Source organism: Sulfurimonas sp. ST-25 (assembly GCF_048079205.1).
GTDB lineage: Bacteria > Campylobacterota > Campylobacteria > Campylobacterales > Sulfurimonadaceae > Thiomicrolovo > Thiomicrolovo sulfuroxydans.
Genome location: NZ_CP182225.1, coordinates 1,989,654 through 2,009,601, shown reverse-complemented (window position 1 = coordinate 2,009,601; position 19,948 = coordinate 1,989,654). Strand labels below are relative to the sequence as shown.

18 protein-coding genes are annotated in these 19,948 nt (G+C 56.8%); 16 read left to right on the top strand and 2 right to left on the bottom strand.

What is annotated here, in order from left to right; genetic code table 11:
- Window positions 1-10 precede the first annotated feature (10 nt).
- The 5 genes from ACM66T_RS10490 to pstB all read left to right on the top strand — a co-directional run bounded on the left by ACM66T_RS10490 (window position 11) and on the right by pstB (window position 4,717).
- Window positions 11-685 (top strand): response regulator transcription factor, encoded by a 675-nt coding sequence (locus ACM66T_RS10490; protein WP_231018939.1) that lies wholly within the window; start codon window positions 11-13, stop codon window positions 683-685.
- Window positions 679-2,115, top strand: a complete 1,437-nt coding sequence (locus ACM66T_RS10485) for a sensor histidine kinase (RefSeq protein ID WP_231018938.1) — start codon at window positions 679-681, stop codon at window positions 2,113-2,115. The genes ACM66T_RS10490 and ACM66T_RS10485 overlap by 7 nt, the downstream gene beginning before the upstream one ends.
- Before the next feature lie 113 nt (window positions 2,116-2,228).
- The gene (gene pstC, locus ACM66T_RS10480) at window positions 2,229-3,089 is read left to right on the top strand and encodes a phosphate ABC transporter permease subunit PstC (RefSeq protein ID WP_345969682.1); all 861 of its coding nucleotides are present in this window, start codon (window positions 2,229-2,231) and stop codon (window positions 3,087-3,089) included.
- A complete protein-coding gene (gene pstA, locus ACM66T_RS10475) occupies window positions 3,086-3,928 on the top strand; it encodes a phosphate ABC transporter permease PstA (protein ID WP_231018936.1) in 843 nt (280 codons plus the stop codon). The genes pstC and pstA overlap by 4 nt, the downstream gene beginning before the upstream one ends.
- A gap of 3 nt (window positions 3,929-3,931) precedes the next feature.
- Window positions 3,932-4,717, top strand: coding sequence for a phosphate ABC transporter ATP-binding protein PstB (gene pstB, locus ACM66T_RS10470; RefSeq protein WP_231018934.1), 786 nt, complete (start codon window positions 3,932-3,934; stop codon window positions 4,715-4,717).
- A 232-nt stretch (window positions 4,718-4,949) separates the two neighbouring features.
- Here the strand turns inward: pstB and ACM66T_RS10465 are convergent, their stop codons facing one another.
- Window positions 4,950-5,624 (bottom strand): response regulator transcription factor, encoded by a 675-nt coding sequence (locus ACM66T_RS10465; protein WP_231018933.1) that lies wholly within the window; start codon window positions 5,622-5,624, stop codon window positions 4,950-4,952.
- A 180-nt stretch (window positions 5,625-5,804) separates the two neighbouring features.
- Between ACM66T_RS10465 and ACM66T_RS10460 the strand changes: the two genes are divergently transcribed.
- From ACM66T_RS10460 to ACM66T_RS10410, 11 genes are all read left to right on the top strand, one after another.
- Window positions 5,805-8,276, top strand: a complete 2,472-nt coding sequence (locus ACM66T_RS10460) for a hypothetical protein (RefSeq protein ID WP_231018932.1) — start codon at window positions 5,805-5,807, stop codon at window positions 8,274-8,276.
- A gap of 142 nt (window positions 8,277-8,418) precedes the next feature.
- Window positions 8,419-9,183, top strand: coding sequence for a DUF3450 family protein (locus ACM66T_RS10455; protein ID WP_231018931.1), 765 nt, complete (start codon window positions 8,419-8,421; stop codon window positions 9,181-9,183).
- Entirely contained in the window at window positions 9,183-10,496 is a 1,314-nt protein-coding gene (locus ACM66T_RS10450; RefSeq protein ID WP_231018930.1) for a MotA/TolQ/ExbB proton channel family protein, read from the top strand. The genes ACM66T_RS10455 and ACM66T_RS10450 overlap by 1 nt, the downstream gene beginning before the upstream one ends.
- A complete protein-coding gene (locus tag ACM66T_RS10445) occupies window positions 10,496-11,110 on the top strand; it encodes a MotA/TolQ/ExbB proton channel family protein (RefSeq protein ID WP_416768540.1) in 615 nt (204 codons plus the stop codon). Before ACM66T_RS10450 ends, ACM66T_RS10445 begins: the two co-directional genes overlap by 1 nt.
- A complete protein-coding gene (locus ACM66T_RS10440; protein ID WP_231018928.1) occupies window positions 11,111-11,515 on the top strand; it encodes an ExbD/TolR family protein in 405 nt (134 codons plus the stop codon).
- A gap of 1 nt (window position 11,516) precedes the next feature.
- Complete coding sequence (locus ACM66T_RS10435) at window positions 11,517-12,155, top strand: energy transducer TonB (protein ID WP_231018925.1); 639 nt, start codon at window positions 11,517-11,519, stop codon at window positions 12,153-12,155.
- Between the two features lie 12 nt (window positions 12,156-12,167).
- On the top strand, window positions 12,168-13,319 hold the full coding sequence (locus tag ACM66T_RS10430) for a tetratricopeptide repeat protein (protein ID WP_231018924.1): 1,152 nt from the start codon (window positions 12,168-12,170) through the stop codon (window positions 13,317-13,319).
- Complete coding sequence (locus tag ACM66T_RS10425) at window positions 13,316-16,408, top strand: carboxypeptidase-like regulatory domain-containing protein (protein WP_231018923.1); 3,093 nt, start codon at window positions 13,316-13,318, stop codon at window positions 16,406-16,408. Before ACM66T_RS10430 ends, ACM66T_RS10425 begins: the two co-directional genes overlap by 4 nt.
- A 71-nt stretch (window positions 16,409-16,479) precedes the next feature.
- Window positions 16,480-17,847, top strand: coding sequence for an oxygen-independent coproporphyrinogen III oxidase (gene hemN / locus ACM66T_RS10420; protein WP_231018922.1), 1,368 nt, complete (start codon window positions 16,480-16,482; stop codon window positions 17,845-17,847).
- Window positions 17,848-17,904: 57 nt separating this feature from the next.
- Window positions 17,905-19,200 (top strand): (Fe-S)-binding protein, encoded by a 1,296-nt coding sequence (locus ACM66T_RS10415; RefSeq protein ID WP_231018921.1) that lies wholly within the window; start codon window positions 17,905-17,907, stop codon window positions 19,198-19,200.
- Between the two features lie 73 nt (window positions 19,201-19,273).
- The gene (locus ACM66T_RS10410) at window positions 19,274-19,411 is read left to right on the top strand and encodes a hypothetical protein (protein WP_231018920.1); all 138 of its coding nucleotides are present in this window, start codon (window positions 19,274-19,276) and stop codon (window positions 19,409-19,411) included.
- Here ACM66T_RS10410 and ACM66T_RS10405 read toward each other — a convergent pair.
- A complete protein-coding gene (locus ACM66T_RS10405) occupies window positions 19,408-19,926 on the bottom strand; it encodes a phosphatidylglycerophosphatase A (protein ID WP_416768539.1) in 519 nt (172 codons plus the stop codon). The genes ACM66T_RS10410 and ACM66T_RS10405 overlap by 4 nt on opposite strands.
- Between the last annotated feature and the right edge of the window lie 22 nt (window positions 19,927-19,948).

The following is a 19,948-nucleotide window of genomic DNA, read 5'->3' as shown; positions in this document are numbered from 1 at the left end:
GGGAAACGCAATGCATACGACGATAGTCATCGTTGAAGATGAAGAGGATCTGCTCGAACTCATCGAGTACAACCTGGAAAAAGAGGGCTTCGAGACGATCGGTTTCTTGAACACGAAGAACGTCCGCCGCGTGCTCGACGAGGAGTCCGTCGATCTGATGATCATGGACCGGAACCTTCCCGGGGCGGAGGGGAGCGAGTTTATCGCTTCACTGCGCAAGGAGGGGGTCCAGACCCCCGTCATCTATCTCAGCGCCAAGAACAAAGAGAGCGAGATCGAAGAGGGATTCCTGCGCGGCGGGGATGACTATATGACGAAGCCTTTTAATATGAAAGAGCTTCTGCTGCGCATCAACGCGATACTCCGCCGGACCAAGGGCAGCCCTTCCGAAGGTGTCGTCGCCTATCGGGACATCCTGCTCAACCTCGCTTCGCGTGAGGTGACCATAGAGGGGACGCCCATCGCGCTGACCAAGCTCGAATTCGATCTGCTGCATACGCTTATCTCAAACCAGAACGTCGTGCTCGACCGGGATTACCTGCTGGAGCACGTCTGGGGGGGCGATGAGGTGTACCAGGACCGCACCGTCAATGTCGCCATCAACCGCCTCAAAGAGAAGATCGACCCTGACAAAAGCAAAGAGTACATCAAAACGGTACGCGGAGTAGGGTACACACTTTGCTGAAGATCCACCACTCCTTTATCCTCCAATTTCTCGGCATCTTCACGCTGATGGGGCTTATCGCCTCCTTTGTGGGCTACTTTACCCTCAAAGAGTCCGTTATCAGCGACTACGAGGTACGTCTCAAGCAGGAGATCGGACTGATAGAGTCGACCCTGCAGTATGTCACGAACATGGACCGCTATATTGCGGAGACGGCGCCGCAGATCGGGAAGCGTATCACCGTCATTGCCGTCGACGGCACCGTGGCGGCGGAGAGCGATGCGAACCGTGAAGAGATGGAAAACCACGCCAACCGCGAAGAGGTGATGGCGGCGGCCAAGGGCGAGTACGGCCAGGCCGTCCGTTTCTCCCATACGATCGGCATCGATTTTCTCTATGTGGCAAAGCGTATCGTCTGGCAGGGCAGCACCTATACGCTCCGTCTTGCGGTCAGCCTTCAGAAGGTACTCGACGACTTCTACACGCTGCTCTTCCGGCTCGCAACCGTGCTGGGGCTGCTGCTGCTCGTCGTGGTCTACCTCGCCATACGGATGAGCCGCAAGATCCGTTACGACATCGCCCAGCTCTCGGCCTATCTCGAAGAGATCAGCGACAAGAACTACAAGGCGGTGGTGAAACCCCGCTACTTCACCGAGTTCCTGCAGATCTCGCTGCTGCTCAAAAACCTCGTCAAAAAACTGGCCAAGCGCGAGCGTCAGAAGCGCAAGTACACGGCGCGTCTGCGCCTGATCAACAAGCAGCGCAACGATATTCTCTCCGCGATCAGCCACGAATTCAAAAACCCGATCGCCTCGATCGTCGGCTATGCGGAGACCCTCTACGACGATCCGGAGATCGACGGCCGGATCCGCCAGCGCTTCTTGCAGAAGATCACGGCAAACGCCCAGAAGATCTCGACGATGCTTGACCGCCTGTCGCTCTCCGTCAAACTCGAGAACAACGACCTGGCCCCTTCATACAGCCGGTTTGACCTCTGTGATCTGGCAACGGAGTGTGCGAACAACATTACGAAAAAGTACACGGACCGTACGCTGGAGGTTTCCTGTGAATCCATCTTCGTCGAAGCGGACCGCACGATGATCGACCTGGTCGTCACCAATCTGCTTGACAATGCCATGAAGTACTCCGAATCGGCCGTGCTCCTTGAGATCAATGAGGGGACACTCTGGGTACACGACCGCGGGATCGGGATCGCCGCCAAGGAGATCGAGCGCATCAGCAGCAAGTTCTACCGCGTCGAAAAGAATACCTGGGACAATTCGATGGGGTTGGGGCTCTCCATCGTCAGCTATATCCTGGCACTGCACGGCACGAAACTTCAGATCAGCAGCGTGGAGGGAGAGGGCTCCTCGTTTGGTTTCGGCATCACTCCCCTGCTGCAGAAGCCGACGGACAGCGCACTTCCGGCGGGGGGACCCCTGGAGGAGTGACGGCCTTTTCCCCGGTCTTTTTACCCCCGTCGTAATTATTCTGTAACATTTGTGACTTACCATTGCGCCCACTATATTAAGGGCCTACAAACCCTATGAAGAGAGAAGAAAGTTTGACACTTCTGATTGACAAACTGTTTGCAAACGCGACCCGCATTATTGCCGTGGCCATACTGCTGCTCGTCGCCTGGATCTTTACCGTGCTTTTCCAGCACTCCACCGAAGCGTTCGCTGCTTTTGGCTTCGATTTCGTCCTGGGGGACAAGTGGGCACCGAACCTGGAGAAATTCGGCGGGTTCGCCGCGATCGCCGGTTCGGTGATCTCGACCTTCCTGGCGATGCTTTTTGCCGTGCCGGTCGCCATCGGGGTGGCGATCTTCCTGAGCGAGATTGCTCCGGCCAAACTGAAATCCCCCGTCGGCGTCTCCATCGAGCTGCTGGCGGCGATCCCCTCGGTCATCTACGGGATGTGGGGGCTTTTCTATTTCGTGCCGATTATCCGTGATATTTTCGGAGGTCTGGGCATTGGGATGCTCACCGCGGGGATCATTCTCGCGATCATGATCCTGCCGTTCATGGCGGCGGTGACCCGCGACGCGATGAATACCACGCCCGACATCCTCAAAGAGTCGGCTTACGCCCTCGGCGCGACGAAGTGGGACGTCATCAAGGATGTCGTCATCCCCTATGCGAAAGCGGGGATCATCGGCTCGCTGATCCTGGCCCTCGGGCGCGCTGTCGGCGAGACGATGGCCGTCACCTTCGTCATGGGGAACGTGCACAAGATCTCCCTCGACATCACCGCGCCGGCGACGTCGATTCCCGTCACCCTGGCCAACGAATTCACCGAGGCGGATACGGACCTCTACTTCTCAAGCCTCTTCGGATTGGCGCTGATCCTGATGGTGATGAGCTTCGTCATCATTGCGATGGCCAAGTTCTACTTTTTGCGCCGTACAAGGAAGGTAAAATGACCGCGATTCAAAAACGGCTGCTTATCAATAAAATCGTGCTGGGGCTCTCCAGCCTTTCGGCCCTCGTGGGCATAGGGTTTCTCTTCTGGATACTCTACGTCCTCGTCGCCAACGGCATCGATGCGATCAACTGGAACATCTTCGTCTTCGAAGGGGCCCCTCCGGGCTATGAGGAGAGCGGGCTGCGGCAGGCGCTGATCGGTCAGCTCATCCTGGTCGGCGTTGCGACCGTCGTCGGGGTGCCCCTGGGGATCCTGGCAGGGACCTACCTCAGTGAGTACGGCCAGAAGTCGAAGCTTGCCGAGGTCATCCGCGATATCTCCGACATTATGATGAGTGCGCCGAGTATCGTTATCGGCTCCTTTGTCTACGCGATTGTCGTGTTGCCGATGGGGCACTTCAGCGGCTGGGCCGGCGTCATCGCGCTGGCGATCATCATGATCCCGATCATCCTGCGCACCACCGATGATATGCTCCAGCTTGTTCCCTCGACCCTGCGCGAAGCGGCCTTTGCACTGGGGGCTCCCAAATACAAGGTGATCATGCAGGTCGTCTACCGCGGCGCGAAGGCGGGGGTGCTGACCGGCGTCCTGTTGGGGATCGCCCGTGTGGGGGGAGAGACGGCGCCGCTGCTCTTCACCTCGTTCAATGACAACTTCCTCAACTACGATCTCAGTGAACCGATGGCGTCGCTGACCGTGACGATGTTCAACTATGCTACCAGCCCCTACGAGGACTGGCAGAAGATGGGATGGGCTGCGGCGTTCATCCTCTCGATGTTTATTCTCGGCCTCAACATTCTGGGCCGTCTGATCCTACTCAAGAAAAAAGGGAGATAGCCTATGGCGACCGTTATCGACATTCCGTCCGAGAAGGCGATCGAAGTCAACAATTTCAGTTTCACCTATGCCGGTGCCACGTCACCGAACCTCAAAAACATCTCTATGCCGATCGCGAAAAACTCAGTCACGGCCCTGATCGGACCTTCCGGATGCGGGAAGACGACGCTGCTGCGCTCCTTTAACCGGATGCACGACCTCTACCCGGGGAACGCGTATGACGGCAAGATCATGTTCGAAGGGCGCAATATCGTCGAGAGCAAGGAGGATCTGATCAACCTTCGTATCAAGATCGGGATGATCTTCCAGAAGCCGACGGCTTTCCCGATGAGCATCTTCGACAATATCGCCTACGGCATGCGCCTGCAGGGACTGAAAAACAAAACGGAACTTGCCGACCGTGTCGAGAAGGCGCTGCGCGACGCCGCGATCTGGGACGAGGTAAAAGACCGTCTCAAGCATGACGCGAACGGCCTCTCCGGCGGCCAGCAGCAGCGCCTCTGCATCGCCCGCGCCATCGCCGTCGAGCCGGATGTCCTGCTCTTTGACGAACCGACCTCGGCCCTCGACCCCATCTCCACCCAGGGGATCGAAAAGCTGGTGATGGAGCTGCGCGACCGCGTGACGATCATCATCGTTACCCACAACATGCAGCAGGCCGCCCGCGTCAGCGACTATACGGGCTTTATGTACCTGGGCGAACTGATCGAGCTGAACAAGACCGACGAGATGTTCGTCACCCCGGCGGAAAAACTGACCCAGGAGTACATCAGCGGCAAGTTCGGTTGATCACCTTTTTCTTGACGGTATACGGGCTAAGCCCGAATTACCTACGCTAACGCTGTGTTTGTCCTCACGGCGTTGCGAAATTCCGCTGCGCTGCATCTTCAGCAGAGAGCTCATACCCGGAGGGTACTGCTTCCAGGGCGCGCGCAGTTGAACCGCGCTACCTTTCGTTTCACTTCTTGTCTAAAAATATTTTTTGATTTTTTTGTCGTTGTTTGCGGTGCGGGCGCACCGATTAGCGGATCATGTAGCCGATGCCGCGGACGGTTTTGATGTAGTCTTTGCTCTTGTCCGGGTCGATCTTCTCTTTGAGGCGGTTGATGGCGACGTTGACCGTACGCCCCTGGTAGCTGTCGCTTTTCCCCCAGACGCTTTTGAGCAGGTAGTCGCGCCGCAGCACGGTGGTGCGGTTCTCGATGAAGGTACGCAGCAGGTTGAACTCCAGCTTGGTCAGTTCAACGGGCATCCCGCTGATGAAGGCTTCGCGCGAATGCAGGTGCAGTTCGATGTCGCGGTAGGTGACGACCTGCTCCTCCTCTTCGCCGCGGGTACGCCGCAGCACGGCTTTGATCCGCAGGATCAGCTCATCGATTTCAAACGGTTTGGTGATATAGTCGTCACCGCCCCGCAGGAATCCTTCCTGGACCTGGGCACTGCTGTCTTTGGCCGAGAGAAAGATGACCGGGGTTTTCAGACCCTGGTAGCGCAGCATCGCGATATATTCGCTCCCCTCGACATCGGGAAGGTTACGGTCCATGATGATCAGGTCGACCGGTTCCTCGGTCAGGACCTGCTTCACGTTTTTCGTATTGGTGAAACCGACAACGTCGAAGCCCTCTTTCCCCAGCCTGTACTCCAGGAGTTCAAGAAGATCCGTATCATCCTCGACGACGGCGATAGTTGCTTTCATACCAGCATACCTTATAGATAGTATTTGAAGTCAGAACAGTATAGAAAGGATATTACGCTTGGGTTACATATATATTACGGAGAGATCAATCCGTTGTAATCATCCTGTTTCACTGCTGTATGGCGTCCGTAACACAAGCATCCTACACTTCCGGCAACTTTTCAACTTTGGAGTAAATGTATGGCGAATTTTTATAAAACTTCGACAATTGCCCTGAGCGCAGCAGCTGCTGCAGTACTCTCCTTTACAGGCTGCGGTGGCGGCGGTGGCGGTGGCGGCGGTACGACTGCCGTCTGTGACGCTTCTGTCATCGATGTGGTCCTGCCGGCCGTCATCGACGCAGACATGACCCTGGACAGCGCACTGACCTACGGTCTGGAAGGCAAGGTTAACGTTACGAACAACGCTGTTCTGACGATCCCTGCCGGTACAACGGTAGCGGGTTGTGCTCCGGCATCCTTTATGGTTGTCGAGCCGGGTTCCCAGCTTGAAGCTGTCGGTACGGAAGCGGCACCGATTACGTTTACTTCCCAGAAATTTGTTCAGGGACTCTCCAGCCAGAACGCTGCGGGCGAATGGGGCGGTCTTATCCTTGCGGGTAACGCTTATACACACTACGGTGTCGCACACTACGAAGCGGACGAAACGGTTGCTTTCGGTTGTGACGACGTAACGGTTCCTTGTAACAATACGCAGTCTTCCGGTCACCTCGAGTATGTCCGTGTCGTCCACACGGGTTACGAAGTCGAGAAAGACAAAGAGCTTAACGGTCTCTCCCTCGCGGGTGTCGGTTCGGGAACAATCCTGAAAAACATCGCGATCATCGGCGGTCTGGATGACGGTCTGGAGATCTGGGGCGGTACGGTCAATATCGACGGTCTCTATGTCTACAACGCCAACGACGACTCCGTTGACACGGACCTCGGCTACCGCGGTACGATCCAGAACGTCCTCGTTCAGCAGGTCAACGTCGACAGCACGAACGACCACGACTCTGCAGGTATGGAGTTCGGTAACGATAACAACACGATCGTGACAGACGATTCAAATGCGACACAGCCGAACATCATCAACTATACGGCTTACGTCAAAGGCGGCGGTTTCTACAACAAGTATGACGCCGGTTTCAAATGGAACAACGTCAAGTTCATCAGCGACAAGACGGCGGACGAAGCGCAGGTTCACTTCCGTGGCCAGGATGCTTATACGACGGGTGCAAAACACATCGACGGTCCGGTCTGTTTCAAAGATACGGCGCTCACACTGGATGACAACAGCACGTATACAAACCTCAACTCCAAAGATGCGACGGCAGATACTGCCTATGCATACTTTGTAACGAACAAGCTCTATGCGGGTGCCGGCACGATCTATGTTGACGCGAACACGACGACAATGGATACGGTCTGTACGGGTGCCGATGAAGCGACAATCTGGAAAGGTTCTGAAGGCTCTCTGGATCCGCTGGAGACTCCGCCGGTTATCTATACGGCGCTTCCGAGCGAGATCACAAGCGACATGACGCTTGACAAAACAGTCAAATATGCAATCGACGGCAAGGTTAACGTCAAAGCACCGGCGGTGCTGACGATCCCTGCGGGTACGACATTGGCCGGTGTTACGCCGAACTCTTTCATGGTCGTCGAGCCGGGCGCGCAGATGATCGCCATCGGTACGCAGGCTGAGCCGATCGTCTTCACCTCCAAGAAGGATGTCGACGGCAACTCCCATGACAACGCTGCGGGCGAATGGGGTGGTCTTATCCTTGCCGGTAACGCTTACACACACTACGGTGTCGCACACTACGAAGCGGACGAAACGGTCGCCTTCGGTTGTGACGGCGGTGTAACGGTCGCTTGTGACAACACACAGTCTTCCGGTCACCTGGAGTATGTTGCTGTCAAGCACAGCGGTTACGAAGTCGAGAAAGACAAAGAGCTCAACGGTCTCTCCCTGGCCGGTGTCGGTTCGGGTACGATCCTCAATCATATTGCGATCATCGGCGGTCTGGATGACGGTCTGGAGATCTGGGGTGGTACAGTCGATATCAACGGTCTCTATGTCTACAACGCCCAGGACGACTCTGTCGACACGGACCTCGGTTACCGCGGTACGATCCAGAACGTCCTGGTCAAGCAGGTCTTTGTCGACAGCACGAACAACCACGACTCTTCAGGTATGGAGTTCGGTAACGATAACAACACGATCACAACGGATGACACGAACGCGACACAGCCGACTATCATCAACTATACAGCGTACATCAAAGGCGGCGGTTTCTACAACAAGTACGATGCCGGCTTCATTTGGGACAACGTCAAGTTCGTCAGCGACAAAACGGTTGACACTGAGCTGATCTTCTTCCGCGGCGAGGATGCTTATCTGACAGGTGCGAAGCATATCACGAGCAACGTCTGTTTCAAAGACACGAACGTGGCACTGACAGACGCAACGACGTACTCTGACACGAACTCAAAGGACGCAACGGCCAACACGGCATACGCCTACTTTGTAACAAACGTCGGTACGACAGGTCTTGCAGCGGTTGACGCAGCCTACCTCAACGTCGATGACAACACATCATGCCTCGGTGTGACCGAAGCTGACGTCTGGAAAGGTAAAGCCGGCACCAACGATCCGCTGGAACAGTAACCTTCTCTCTCCCCCCGACCGGGGTTTCCCCGGTCTTCCTCCCCTTTGACACCCAAAAATGTTTCCGTTATGTAATCTTTCGGTGACGGTAGCGTAACACAAAAACTGTACCCTTCGCCTATCTTTTTTATGTGGGGTATGTATGGTACCGAATACGATAAAACTCTGGCTGGCCGGTTCGCTCATTGCAGCGACAACACTCGCAGCAAGTACCGAAGAAAACATGGCGTCATCGCTGATGAAGCTGCGCGCCGAAGTCGAACAACTGAACACGCAGATTCAGGAAGAAAAAGATGACACGAAAGCGACAATGCGTTCGCTCGTCATCGAAAAGAACGAACTTGATGCGACGATCGGACGCGAGAACCTGAAGATCAAGCAGATCGAGCAGGAGATCGCCAAGGTCCGTCAGCAGATCGCCGCGGCGAGCAAAAACAGCGAGGGGATCAAGCCCGTCGTTGTTGCCGCCATCGCCGAGCTCAAAACGCAGATCGCTTCCGAACTTCCTTTTAAAACAGCGGAGCGCCTTGACGATGTGGCACGTATCGAGTCGCAGATGAACGAGGGGCTTATCACGCCGCAGAAAGCGCTGGCGCAGGTCTGGAACAGTTACGCGGACGAAGTGCGCATGACCAAGGAGAACGGCCTTTTCAAACAGACGATCAAGCTTGACGGCGAAGACCGTCTTGCCGAGATCGCGCGCCTGGGCACCGTCATGATGTACTTCATGACGCCAGACGATCGTGTCGGCTATGTGGCGAAGGACGCCAGCGGCTGGTACTACAAAGAGTCCGTGAACAAGGCGGAGCAAGAGCAGATTATCGCGCTCTTTGACGCGATGCACAAACAGATCCGCACCGGCTACTTTACCCTGCCGAATGCCATTGCGACGACGGAGGTGAAATAATGAAACGTATTGTCCTTATCCTGATGATGGCGGTACTTTCCCTCTCCGCCGCGACAGAGACAGAACTGCAGCGCGCCTATGCCAAAGAGTTTGCGTTCCTGAAAGCCCAGAAAGAGATGCTGCAGCAGCGCCTTTCCCAGGTGAAAAAAGAGGATGCGGCACGTATCTCTTCTGCGAAAAAAGAGATCGCATCTCTGCAGAATGATGTTCTGGTCAAGACCCAGACATCCGACCGCCTCGGCGAACAGCTTTTCCGCTCACAGCAGAACGCGGAGAACATTAGCGACGATACGGCGCTGCTTGAATCCGTCGCCCTGCAGGGACAATCTTCCCTCGCACCGTACGGCATCAAGCTTGCCATCGACAAGAACGATTACCCGGCGACACTGAACCAGCTCTTCGCAGAGACGCTGAAGCTCAGCCGTGATCTCTCTTCTGTCAACGTCACCGAGGGGAGCTTCTACCTCAAAGACGGTACGGAGCAGAAAGGCAAGCTCGTCAAGGTCGGTAACATCGCGACCTACGGCGTTGCCGAAGGCGTTTCAGGTGTCCTGGTCCCGGCCGGCGGCGATAAGCTGAAACTGTGGGACGCACCGGCGTCCGCGGCGACGGCAACGGCGCTGGCTGCAGGTCAGATGCCGGCATCCCTGGAGATCTTTGTCTATGAGAACGTCTCCAAAGAGGTTGAGGACAAGGCGGACAAGGGCGTTATGGACGTCATTGAGTCCGGCGGTATCATCGGCTGGGTCATCGTCGTGATGGGCCTGTTCGCACTCCTGCTTGTCGTCCTGCGCGGTTTCTTCCTCAGCGGTGCCGCGTCCAAGACGCTGCCGGTAGCGAAAGAGACGCTGGTCGAGCTGCAGTCCAAGGGCGTTGAAGCGACCCTGAACTTCCTCAAAACCCGCAAAGGGGCGGCGGCCCGCGTTATGAAGGCGACGGTGCGTAACCTCGACCGCGACCGCGAACACGTCGAAGATATCGTTGCCGAGGCGATCATGCACGAGAGCGAACGTCTCGACCGTTACGGCTCGGCCATCATGGTCGTCGCCGCCGTCGCGCCGCTGCTGGGTCTGCTGGGTACCGTGACCGGTATGATCGCGACCTTTGACATCATCACCGAGTTCGGTACGGGCGATCCGAAACTGCTCTCCGGCGGGATCTCGATCGCACTGGTCACAACGGAACTGGGTCTGATCGTGGCGATCCCGCTGCTGCTGCTGGGCAACATGCTCAACGGCTGGGCGGAGCGCATCAAAGACGGTATGGAGCAGTCCGCGCTGCACCTGATCAACGAGTATAACAAGCAGAAATAATGCAACCGGCACTCCAAAACCTTTTCGATCAGTTCCTGGTCTACATGCAAAGCGGCGGCTTTGTCATGTGGCCGCTGTTCGTGCTGGTCATTGTTTTGTGGTACGCACTGGGCTACCGCTTTCACGCCATCAAGCGCGGGTCGCAAAAGAGCGTGCGGGTTTTGATCCGCAAGTTCGACTCCGGGAAGCGTGAAGTGCCCCGGGGGCTTATCGACGGCGCGATCGTTGATGCCCTCAAAATCGTCAACGCGGGGTACCGCGGCACGGTCGGGCGCGAACTGATCGAGGATGCGTTTTTTGAATACCGTCAGGAACTCAAGAAATACCGCAAAACCGTCAATACCATTGTCATGGTCTCGCCGCTGATCGGTCTGCTGGGAACGGTAGCCGGGATGATCGAGACCTTCGATTCGCTCGGGAGCATGACGCTCTATAGCCAGGGCGGCGGTATCGCCGGGGGGATCTCCCAGGCACTCTTTACGACGCAGCTGGGGCTCGTCGTCGCCGTACCGGGCCTGGTCGTCGGCCGTCTGATCGACCGCCATTCGAAGATCATGGAACTCGAACTGGAACAGATCAAAGATATCGTCTGTTCGGAAGAAGAAGGAAAGTAAATGCGTTTTAGACAGAAAAAAGAGCTGGATCAGGCCGTCGATATTTCGCCGCTGATCGACATGGTATTTATTCTGCTGATCTTTTTCATGGTCAGTACGACCTTTGTCAAAGACATGAAGCTCGACCTTGAACGTCCGGGAGCCTCTTCGGCGACGCGGGCATCGAGCAAGGTGATCAAGGTCTACCTCGACAACCAGGCGCAGGCCTACATCGACAACCAGCCCATCAAGGTCTGGGCGTTGCAGAGCAAACTGCGCGACATGCTGCGCACCTCGACGGAGAAGTCCGTCCTGGTCGTGACCGATGACACGATCGCGGTGGAGAAACTGATCGAAGTCGTCGACCAGTGCCGCCTCTCCGGCGCGAAGGATGTTGCGGTCGCCACGAACAAAGAGGTCGGATAAGGTGCGCAACGCTTCCCCGCTGAAAAAACATGCGCTGGCCCTCCTGTGGAGTGTCTTCGGCCTCTTTTTCGTCTTTATCGTCGTGATCGAGATGAACAACGAGGGGTGGACGGAGCCGCCGAAGAAGAAGATGGCTTCGGCGCAGTTCGATATGCAGCAGGTTGCCAAGCCCAAACCGAAGCCCAAGCCTAAACCGAAGCCGAAGCCGAAAAAGGTGAAGCCGAAGCGCAGCGCGCCGACGCCGAATCTCAGTTCGCAGCTCTCGGGCCTCGACACGGGCCTGGAAGCTTTCCAGGCCGATGATCTGCTCAGCGACGATGCGCTGCTGGGCGACGTCGGCAACGATATGGTCATGACCGACGATACGGTCGACCAGGCGCCGCAGCCCTCCCGCCGCACGCCGATCGAGTATCCGAAGAAGGCGCGCAAAATGGGCGTCACGGGGTATGTCCTGATGAACCTGCTTATCGACAAGCAGGGGCGTGTCGAAAAGGTCAAAGTGCTTGAGAGCGATCCGGCCGACACCTTTGACGATGTCGCCGTTGCGGCCGTCAAAACCTGGGAATTCAAGCCGGCGCAGTACCAGGGTCAGCCGGTCAAAGTATGGGCGAAGCAGAAGATCCGCTTCGACCTCAATTAAGGAGGAGAACCGATGAAACGTTTTTGGATTATAGCGGCATTGGTCGGGGCTCTCTCCGTCCAGCTGGCGGCAAAAACCGATGATGTCGACTATGTCGAACTGGGCGCGATGATGCTGCGCGACGGTCACGTCGAGCGTGCCAACGATGCGCTGAACATGGTCGATCTCAACGACACAGAGCTCGACCTGCCGCGCTATTACATGCTCAAGGGGCTGGTAGAGACGAAAAAGAGCTTTTACAAAGAGGCCAACGTCCACTTTTACAAGTCTATCGAACTGAACGAGGATACGAACGCGTCCAAACCGCTCTACCTCTACATCGCCCAGAACAGCTTCAAGCTGAAAGAGTACAAAGGGTGTATCGCGGCGCTGGACAAGGTCCCCGACCTTATGGCGCAGAACCCGAAACTCTTCGGCCTCAAGGCGGAGTGTTTCTGGCGCGAAGGCGACAAGGACGCGGCGCTGGCGGTCCTGCGGGATGTGAACAGTCGTTTCCCGGCGTATTGGGACGCCTACAAACAGCGCTTCTACTACCTCGTCTCCCTGGGGCTTTTCCAGGCGGCGCTTGATGATGCGCAGGTCTACTTGAAAAACGCGAAGGCGAACGAGACGATCCTGATCAACTTCATCAACGCCCTGCGCCAGAGCGGCCAGACGGAGAAGGCGATCGAACTGGGCGAGGAGGCGAACCTGCGCTACCCGAGCAGCGCCAAAGTGACGGTGATGCTGGCGCACCTTTACATCGACAAAGAGATGATCGGTGCCGCGGCGGAGCTCTTTAACGAGGCCTCCATCGAGGACGGGAAGTACACCAACGAGTCGGCGGAGATGTACCGCCGCGCCCGCGACTACGTGATGGCGCTGCTCAAGAACACGCAGATGCTCGACACGAAAGAGAAGTACAAGCAGCGCATCGCGATCTTCCTGGAGTACGGGGACTATGAACGTATCATCGTCACCCGCAAGGCGATGGCGCGCAGCGGCCTGATGGAAGAGGAGGGCATGCGTTACGCATTGGCGTACGCCTACTACATGGAGGGGGAGTTCGAGCAGACGGAAGCGCTGCTCGAGACGCTCTCTCAGCCTGAGCTCTTCGCCAAGGCCGTCGAACTGCGCAAGAAGATGGAAAAATGCAAAAATAATATATGGGAGTGCCAGCAATGACGCGTATACTTTTTCTGGTTTCACTGCTGACAATGAGCCTCTTCGCCGCAGGCGGCGAACTGGCGCTTTACGTGCTGAAAGACGGCAAACCGCTGCCGACGCAGGAGGTCTTGATCATGAACCTTTCCGCGGCAGAAGCGGCAGCGGCCAAGCCTGAAACGATGACGTTTACGACGGATGCCCAGGGGTATCTGGGAACGACCCTCCCGGAGGGGAACTACCAGCTGCAGCTTCTGGCAACGGAGAACGGCGCGCCGCAGGCCTTCGTCAAGAAGAATTTTGTCATCGCCTCCGACAAACAGACCCAGATCATTCTGTCGCTGAAATCGGACAAAACGCTGCAGTTTGCGGATGTCGAAGCGCCGGAAGGGAATGTGACGCAGAGCGATGCGAAGCAGGACGTGGTCAAGGTCAACGGGACCGTGGCACTGACGCTGCTCTCATCCGAAGATGAGAAACCGGTCGTAGGCGCCCGCGTCTTCGTACCGGGGATCAAAATCAATGCCGTCTCCGATGCACAGGGCCATGTCGTCATCGACCTGCCGGAGGGGAACCGGACACTCTCCATCATCCACACGAGCTTCTCCTCCCAGAACGTCAAGGTGACGGTACTGCCCAAAGAGATGGTCAGCCGCACGGTCGAGCTGAGCCCCGCGGCGATGGAGCTGGAAGAGTTCATCGTCCTGGCGCCGCATATCGAAGGTTCGGTCGCCGCCGCGATCACCGAAGAGCGCAACAGCGACGCGGTCGGGAACGTCCTGGGCTCCGAACAGTTTTCCAAAAGCGGTGACAGCAGTGTCGCCGCAGCCCTGAAACGTGTCAGCGGTATCACGATCGTCGGCGGGAAATATGTCTATGTCCGCGGACTCGGGGACCGCTACTCGACGGTCATGCTCAATGATCTGCACGTGCCGTCGCCGGAACCGACGAAGCGGGTCGTCCCGCTTGATATCTTCCCGACCTCCGTCGTCGAGAGCATCACGATCCAGAAGTCCTATACCGGGGATCTGCCGGCCTCTTTCGGCGGCGGTACGGTCCTGATCAAGAGCAAGGATATCCCGGCGGGCGACGAAGGGTACGCCTCTATCGCCGTCGAAGCGATCATGAACAGCAATACGGGCAACAAGGCGACGACCAACGGCGACAACAGCGTTCCGCTCCCCTCCAGCGCGCTGAGCGGCGGAAACAACGTCGGTGGCTGGGCCGTGACGCAGGATGTGCTGCACAGCCGTTCGCTGAACCGTGAATCGACGACACTGCCGCCGGGCGGCAAGCTTGAAGTCGCGGCCGGGAAGAGCTATGCCTTCAACGACGACCTCTCCGTCGGTGCCTCCGGGACGGTCTATTACAAGAATACGTCCGATAACGACAAGACCGAGTACAACAAGTTCTTCTACGATATCAATACGGGTTCGATCTACCACGACAACCATACGACGGCGGATGTGACGACCTTCAAAGAAGAGCTCTCAGGGATGGTCAATCTCGGCGTGAACTACCTGGAGAACCAGAAGTTCAAGTACACCTTTTTTGCGACGATGCAGACCAGCGACAAAACGACGCTCTCCTCCGTCGATTACACCGGAAGCAGCGAGGACCGCGAAAAGACCTACTACGAGTATGTCGAGACGGGCCTGACGATGCACCAGATCAGCGGCAGCAACGAACTGCGGTTCGGCAGCGGCACGGACGGCTATTTTGACAACCTCAAAATCGACTGGGCCTACGAGACGGCGGAAGCGTACCGCGACGAGCCGGGGACGGTGGAGTACAACTATCTGCACCAGACCTCCGGGCTCAACTGGGACCGCAAAAACTGGTACTACTACTTTATCCTCAACGATACGGTCGACAATGTCCGCGGCGACTTCACGCTGCCGTTCGAGTTTAACGGGAACGAGAACTATACGAAGGCGGGGGTGTTCGTCTATTCGAAAGAGCGCGACTTCGACAGCCGCCGCTTCAAGATGCTCAGCTCCAACTTCAGCGATATGCCCGAAGATATGGACACGATCTACCAGAAGTACGCCAACGACCTGGATTTCTCCGCCTCCTACCGCCTGACGGACTCCTACCGGGCGACCCAGGACGTGACGGCCTTCTACCTGAAGCAGCTGCTCTCTGTCACGCACGACTTCGACATCGTCGCCTCGGTCCGCCAGGAGGATTCGTCGCAGCAGCTCTTTGACGCGGCGGCAAGCTACGCGCCGCTGGAGACCTCGGACCTTTTCCCGAGCCTGGGGGCAACCTACCGTTTCGACAACGACGCGATGCAGCTGCGCTTTGCCTACGCCAAGAGCATCAGCCGTCCGGACTTCCGGGAGTTCAGTAACAGCCGTTACAAGGACCCGGTGACGGAGAACATCGTCTTCGGTAACCCGGGCCTGAACGCGACCTATATCGACCACTACGACCTCAAGTACGAGTGGTATATGGAAGCGGACGAGATGTTCTCGATGGCGCTCTTTGCGAAGATGTTCGACAACCCGATCGAAAAGGTCATCAAGCGCGATGACTCCCAGGACAATACCTTCCTGGAGACGTACATCAACGCCGACTCGGCGACGAGTTACGGCGTCGAGGTCGACCTGCGCAAACGGTTCGGTTTCGTCAGCGATTCGCTGAGCAACCTGCTTTTCGCGACGAACGTGGCGCTGATCCAATCAGAGATCAAGCTCCCCAAAACCGATGCGACCGATCCGTTTTACAGTTACATCAATACGCTGACCTCCAAGAAGCGTGCGATGCAGGGGCAGTCGCCCTATGTCGTGAACCTGACATTCGGTTACGATAACGCGGATACCGGCGACAGTGCGCTTTTCCTGTTCAACCAGATCGGTGAGCGCATCGTCTCGCTGGGGACGGAAAAGAACAAAGACGTCTACGAGCAGCCTTTTGCGAAGCTCGATTTCGTCACCCAGTGGAAACTGAACAACTACTTCTTCAAAGACAGCGACTTGATCTATTCGGTCAAGTTCAAGGCCAAAAACCTGCTCGACAGTAAGCTGGAGTACAAGCAGGGGAATCTTAAGACCGCCTCTACGACGCCGGGGCAGGAGTTCAGCCTCCAGTTCAAGATCGCCTACTAAGGCCTGTTTTATCCCCCCGCAAGCCCCTTGCGGGCATAATAGCATCTTAATTTTCCTTGATGGGACAGCGCATGCTAGATTTTGCAAAATTTACCAAATATTCCAGGCCGGGACCGCGTTATACGAGTTACCCGACGGCCCTGGAGTTCAGTACCGATTTCGCATACGAGACCTACCTCGAAAAGCTGAAGGGGCAGGATAAGAACCGCCCCCTTTCGCTCTATTTCCATCTCCCGTTCTGCCGTAACGCCTGCTACTTCTGCGGCTGCAACGTCGTCTTTACCTCCAAGGAGGATAAAAAGATCCGTTACATCGACTACCTGAAGCGCGAGATGGATATTCTCTCCCAGCACCTCGATACATCACGGGAGGTGATCCAGCTGCACTTCGGCGGAGGGACGCCGACCTTCTTCAGCGCCGAACAGCTCGATGAGATCATCTCCGCCATCAAGAGCCACTTCCCCAATTTCGCCGCCGACGCGGAGGTGAGCTGCGAGATCGACCCGCGCCACATCGACGAGGCGCAGATGAAGGTGATGAGCGATGCCGGGTTCAACCGGGTAAGCTTCGGTATCCAGGACTTCAACGAGAAAGTGCAAGAAGCGGTACACCGGGTCCAGCCCTACGACATCACGAAAAAGGCGATGGACCTGGCGCGTAAATACAATATGGTCAGCGTCAACGTCGACCTTATTTACGGTCTGCCGCACCAGACGCTGGCGACCTTCATGGAGACGCTGAAGCTCGCCGTGACGCTGAACCCCGACCGTTTCGCCGTCTTCAACTACGCTCACGTGCCGTGGCTGAAAAAGACGATGCGCAAGATCGACGAGACGACCCTGCCCCGGCCGGACGAAAAGCTCTCCATCATGCAGCAGACGATTGATTTTATGGAGAACAACGGCTACCGGATGATCGGGATGGACCACTTTGCCAAGCCCGAGGACGAGCTCTTCAAGGCGATAGAGAAGGGGGAGCTGCACCGCAACTTCCAGGGCTATACGACCAAAGGCGGGGCGGACCTCGTCGGCGTCGGTCTCACCTCCATCGGCGAGGGCGTGGACTACTACGCACAGAACTTCAAAGATATGCCCTCTTACGAAGCGGCGATCGACGCGGGGCAGCTGCCCTTCGAGCGCGGTGTCACCCACAGCGCCGATGACCTGATCCGCCAGCACGTCATCATGGAGCTGATGAGCAACTTCAAGCTCGACATCAACCGCTTCGAGACGAAGTTCGGCGTGAAGTTCGACGAGTACTTCGCCGATGCCCTTGATGAGCTGCAGCCGATGGTCCACGAAGAGCTGCTCGAGATCGCGCCGGAGAAGATCGAGTGCTCCCCGACGGGCACGCTGCTCATCCGCAACATCGCGATGGCCTTCGATGCCTACATGAAAAAACATGCCGGCAGCAAGAAGACTTTTTCGAAAACTGTCTGATTCGTATTAATGATCAAAAATATAAACGAATTGAAAAACATTCGCTAAAATTGCGCCATGACTAAACGGTATACGGAAGAGATTTTCAATTTTACGGCCACCTCTGATGCGTGCATCAAGTGCGGGAAGTGTATCCCCGTCTGTACGATCCACAACGTCAACGCGGACGAGGTCACGAGCCCCCGCGGTTTCATCGACCTGCTCGGCGCCTACGAGCGCGGCCAGCTGGAGCTGGACAAGACGGCCAAGGATATCTTCGAGAGTTGCTTCCTCTGTACCAACTGTACCGACGTCTGTCCCAAATCCCTGCCCACCGATATGGTCATCGAGCAGGTGCGCGCCGACATCGCCGACAAGTTCGGCATCGCCTGGTTCAAGAAGGCCTTCTTCTTCCTGTTGCGCCACCGCCGCCTGATGGATTTCTTCATGAAGTCCGGGTACGCTTTCCAGACCTGCGGGTTCAAGATCAAAGAACAGACCTCCTCCATGCAGCCGCGCTTCTCCCTGCCTCTCATCAAGAAAGAACGCCTGCTGCCCTCCATGGGCAAAAAGTCTTTCCTGAACTCCTACCCTGAGATGACGGACAATGGCGGCAAGCGCAAAGTCGCCATCTTCATCGGCTGTCTGGCCAACTACAACTACACCGGCATCGGCAAATCGCTGATGGAGATCCTCGAAGTGCTGGAGATCGACGCGTTCATCCCCAAAAAACAGCTCTGTTGTGGGGCGCCCGCCTATTTCACGGGGGATTTCGCGACCGTCGACCACAATGCGAAGAAGAACATCGAGTACTTCGAGAGCTTCATCGACGAGGTCGAGGCGATCATCATCCCCGAAGCGACCTGTTCGGCGATGATCAAGATCGACTACGAGCACTTCTTCCACGACCAGCCTGAGTGGAAAGCGAGGGCACAGAAGCTCAAACACAAGGTCTTTATGGCGACGGAGTGGCTGGAGCAGAAGACGCACCTCTCCGAACTGCTCGCTTCCAGGGGACGGCGCGATCTCACCGTCACCTACCACGACCCCTGCCATGCCCGCAAAATGCAGGGGGTTTACCAGGAGCCGCGCAAACTGATCGGCCAGAGCTACGCCATCAAAGAGATGAGCGACCCGAACGCCTGCTGCGGTTTCGGCGGGGTGACGATGCAGACGGAGAAGTACCACTTCGCCGAAGCGGCGGGCAAGCCAAAAGCGGCGATGATCAAAGCCAGCGGCGCCCAGGTCGTCTCCGCGGAGTGCTCGGCCTGCCGGATGCAGATCAACAACTCCCTGCACCAGGCCGAGGCGGAAACGGTCTTTAAAAACCCCATCGAACTCATTGCGGAAGCCCTGGCGCCGAACCCTTCCTGAACGGCCCCGGCCGCTCGCACTCTGCTCACACAGTTTCCCTATCATTTCGCTGATTTTATTCAAAGGAAACAGTATGAAAAAGCTGATGATTGCGTTCGGAATTGCCGGTGCACTGGCCTCAAGCGCCTTTGCGCACCACATGGCATATTATGAAGATGCGGGGATCTATATCCCGGAGTGGTCACCCCACCTGCTGATGGAGTTCTTCTAGGCGGCGAACGCCGCTACCGCTTTGAGGACGAGCTGCCAGACGAGCGCCGTGGAGATCCCCGCGAGCACGCCGGCGAGCAGGTCGTCGCCCATGACCCCGATTCCCCCTTTTGCCTCACGGTCGATACGGCCGATCATCGACGGTTTCTTGATATCATACAGTCGGAAAAATGCGAAGCCGAGCAGGCTCTGGATGACAAAGCCGTTCTCCCATGTACCGAGGGCTTCGGGGGCGATCATCATCCCCGGCGCAATAGCGAGGGCCAGCCACATTCCCGCCAGTTCGTCGATGACGATGCGCTGGTCGTCATGGGGGTTGCCTGCACGTTCATGGGCATCGATGGTTTTGACGGCGATCAACGTGATGAGGATCGTCGCCAGGAAGAGGGTCTGCGGGCCTAGGAAGAGCAGAATAGCCATGCCTACAGGCAAAGAGACCAGGGTGCCTACTGTGCCGGGGGCTTTGGGGGAGAGACCGCTGTAGCCGACGGTCAGAAACATCCAGTTGAGTTTCAAATAGTGTCCTTTCAATACCGTC

Excerpts from the sequence above, each read along its gene's own strand:
- hemN (WP_231018922.1), top strand. The coding sequence starts at position 16,480 with ATGCTAGATTTTGCAAAATTTACCAAATATTCCAGGCCGGGACCGCGT.
- ACM66T_RS10440 (WP_231018928.1), top strand. The coding sequence starts at position 11,111 with ATGCGTTTTAGACAGAAAAAAGAGCTGGATCAGGCCGTCGATATTTCG.
- ACM66T_RS10490 (WP_231018939.1), top strand. The coding sequence starts at position 11 with ATGCATACGACGATAGTCATCGTTGAAGATGAAGAGGATCTGCTCGAA.
- ACM66T_RS10410 (WP_231018920.1), top strand. The coding sequence starts at position 19,274 with ATGAAAAAGCTGATGATTGCGTTCGGAATTGCCGGTGCACTGGCCTCA.
- ACM66T_RS10460 (WP_231018932.1), top strand. The coding sequence starts at position 5,805 with ATGGCGAATTTTTATAAAACTTCGACAATTGCCCTGAGCGCAGCAGCT.
- pstB (WP_231018934.1), top strand. The coding sequence starts at position 3,932 with ATGGCGACCGTTATCGACATTCCGTCCGAGAAGGCGATCGAAGTCAAC.
- ACM66T_RS10445 (WP_416768540.1), top strand. The coding sequence starts at position 10,496 with ATGCAACCGGCACTCCAAAACCTTTTCGATCAGTTCCTGGTCTACATG.
- pstA (WP_231018936.1), top strand. The coding sequence starts at position 3,086 with ATGACCGCGATTCAAAAACGGCTGCTTATCAATAAAATCGTGCTGGGG.
- ACM66T_RS10430 (WP_231018924.1), top strand. The coding sequence starts at position 12,168 with ATGAAACGTTTTTGGATTATAGCGGCATTGGTCGGGGCTCTCTCCGTC.
- ACM66T_RS10455 (WP_231018931.1), top strand. The coding sequence starts at position 8,419 with ATGGTACCGAATACGATAAAACTCTGGCTGGCCGGTTCGCTCATTGCA.
- ACM66T_RS10450 (WP_231018930.1), top strand. The coding sequence starts at position 9,183 with ATGAAACGTATTGTCCTTATCCTGATGATGGCGGTACTTTCCCTCTCC.
- ACM66T_RS10465 (WP_231018933.1), bottom strand. The coding sequence starts at position 5,624 with ATGAAAGCAACTATCGCCGTCGTCGAGGATGATACGGATCTTCTTGAA.
- ACM66T_RS10425 (WP_231018923.1), top strand. The coding sequence starts at position 13,316 with ATGACGCGTATACTTTTTCTGGTTTCACTGCTGACAATGAGCCTCTTC.
- ACM66T_RS10415 (WP_231018921.1), top strand. The coding sequence starts at position 17,905 with ATGACTAAACGGTATACGGAAGAGATTTTCAATTTTACGGCCACCTCT.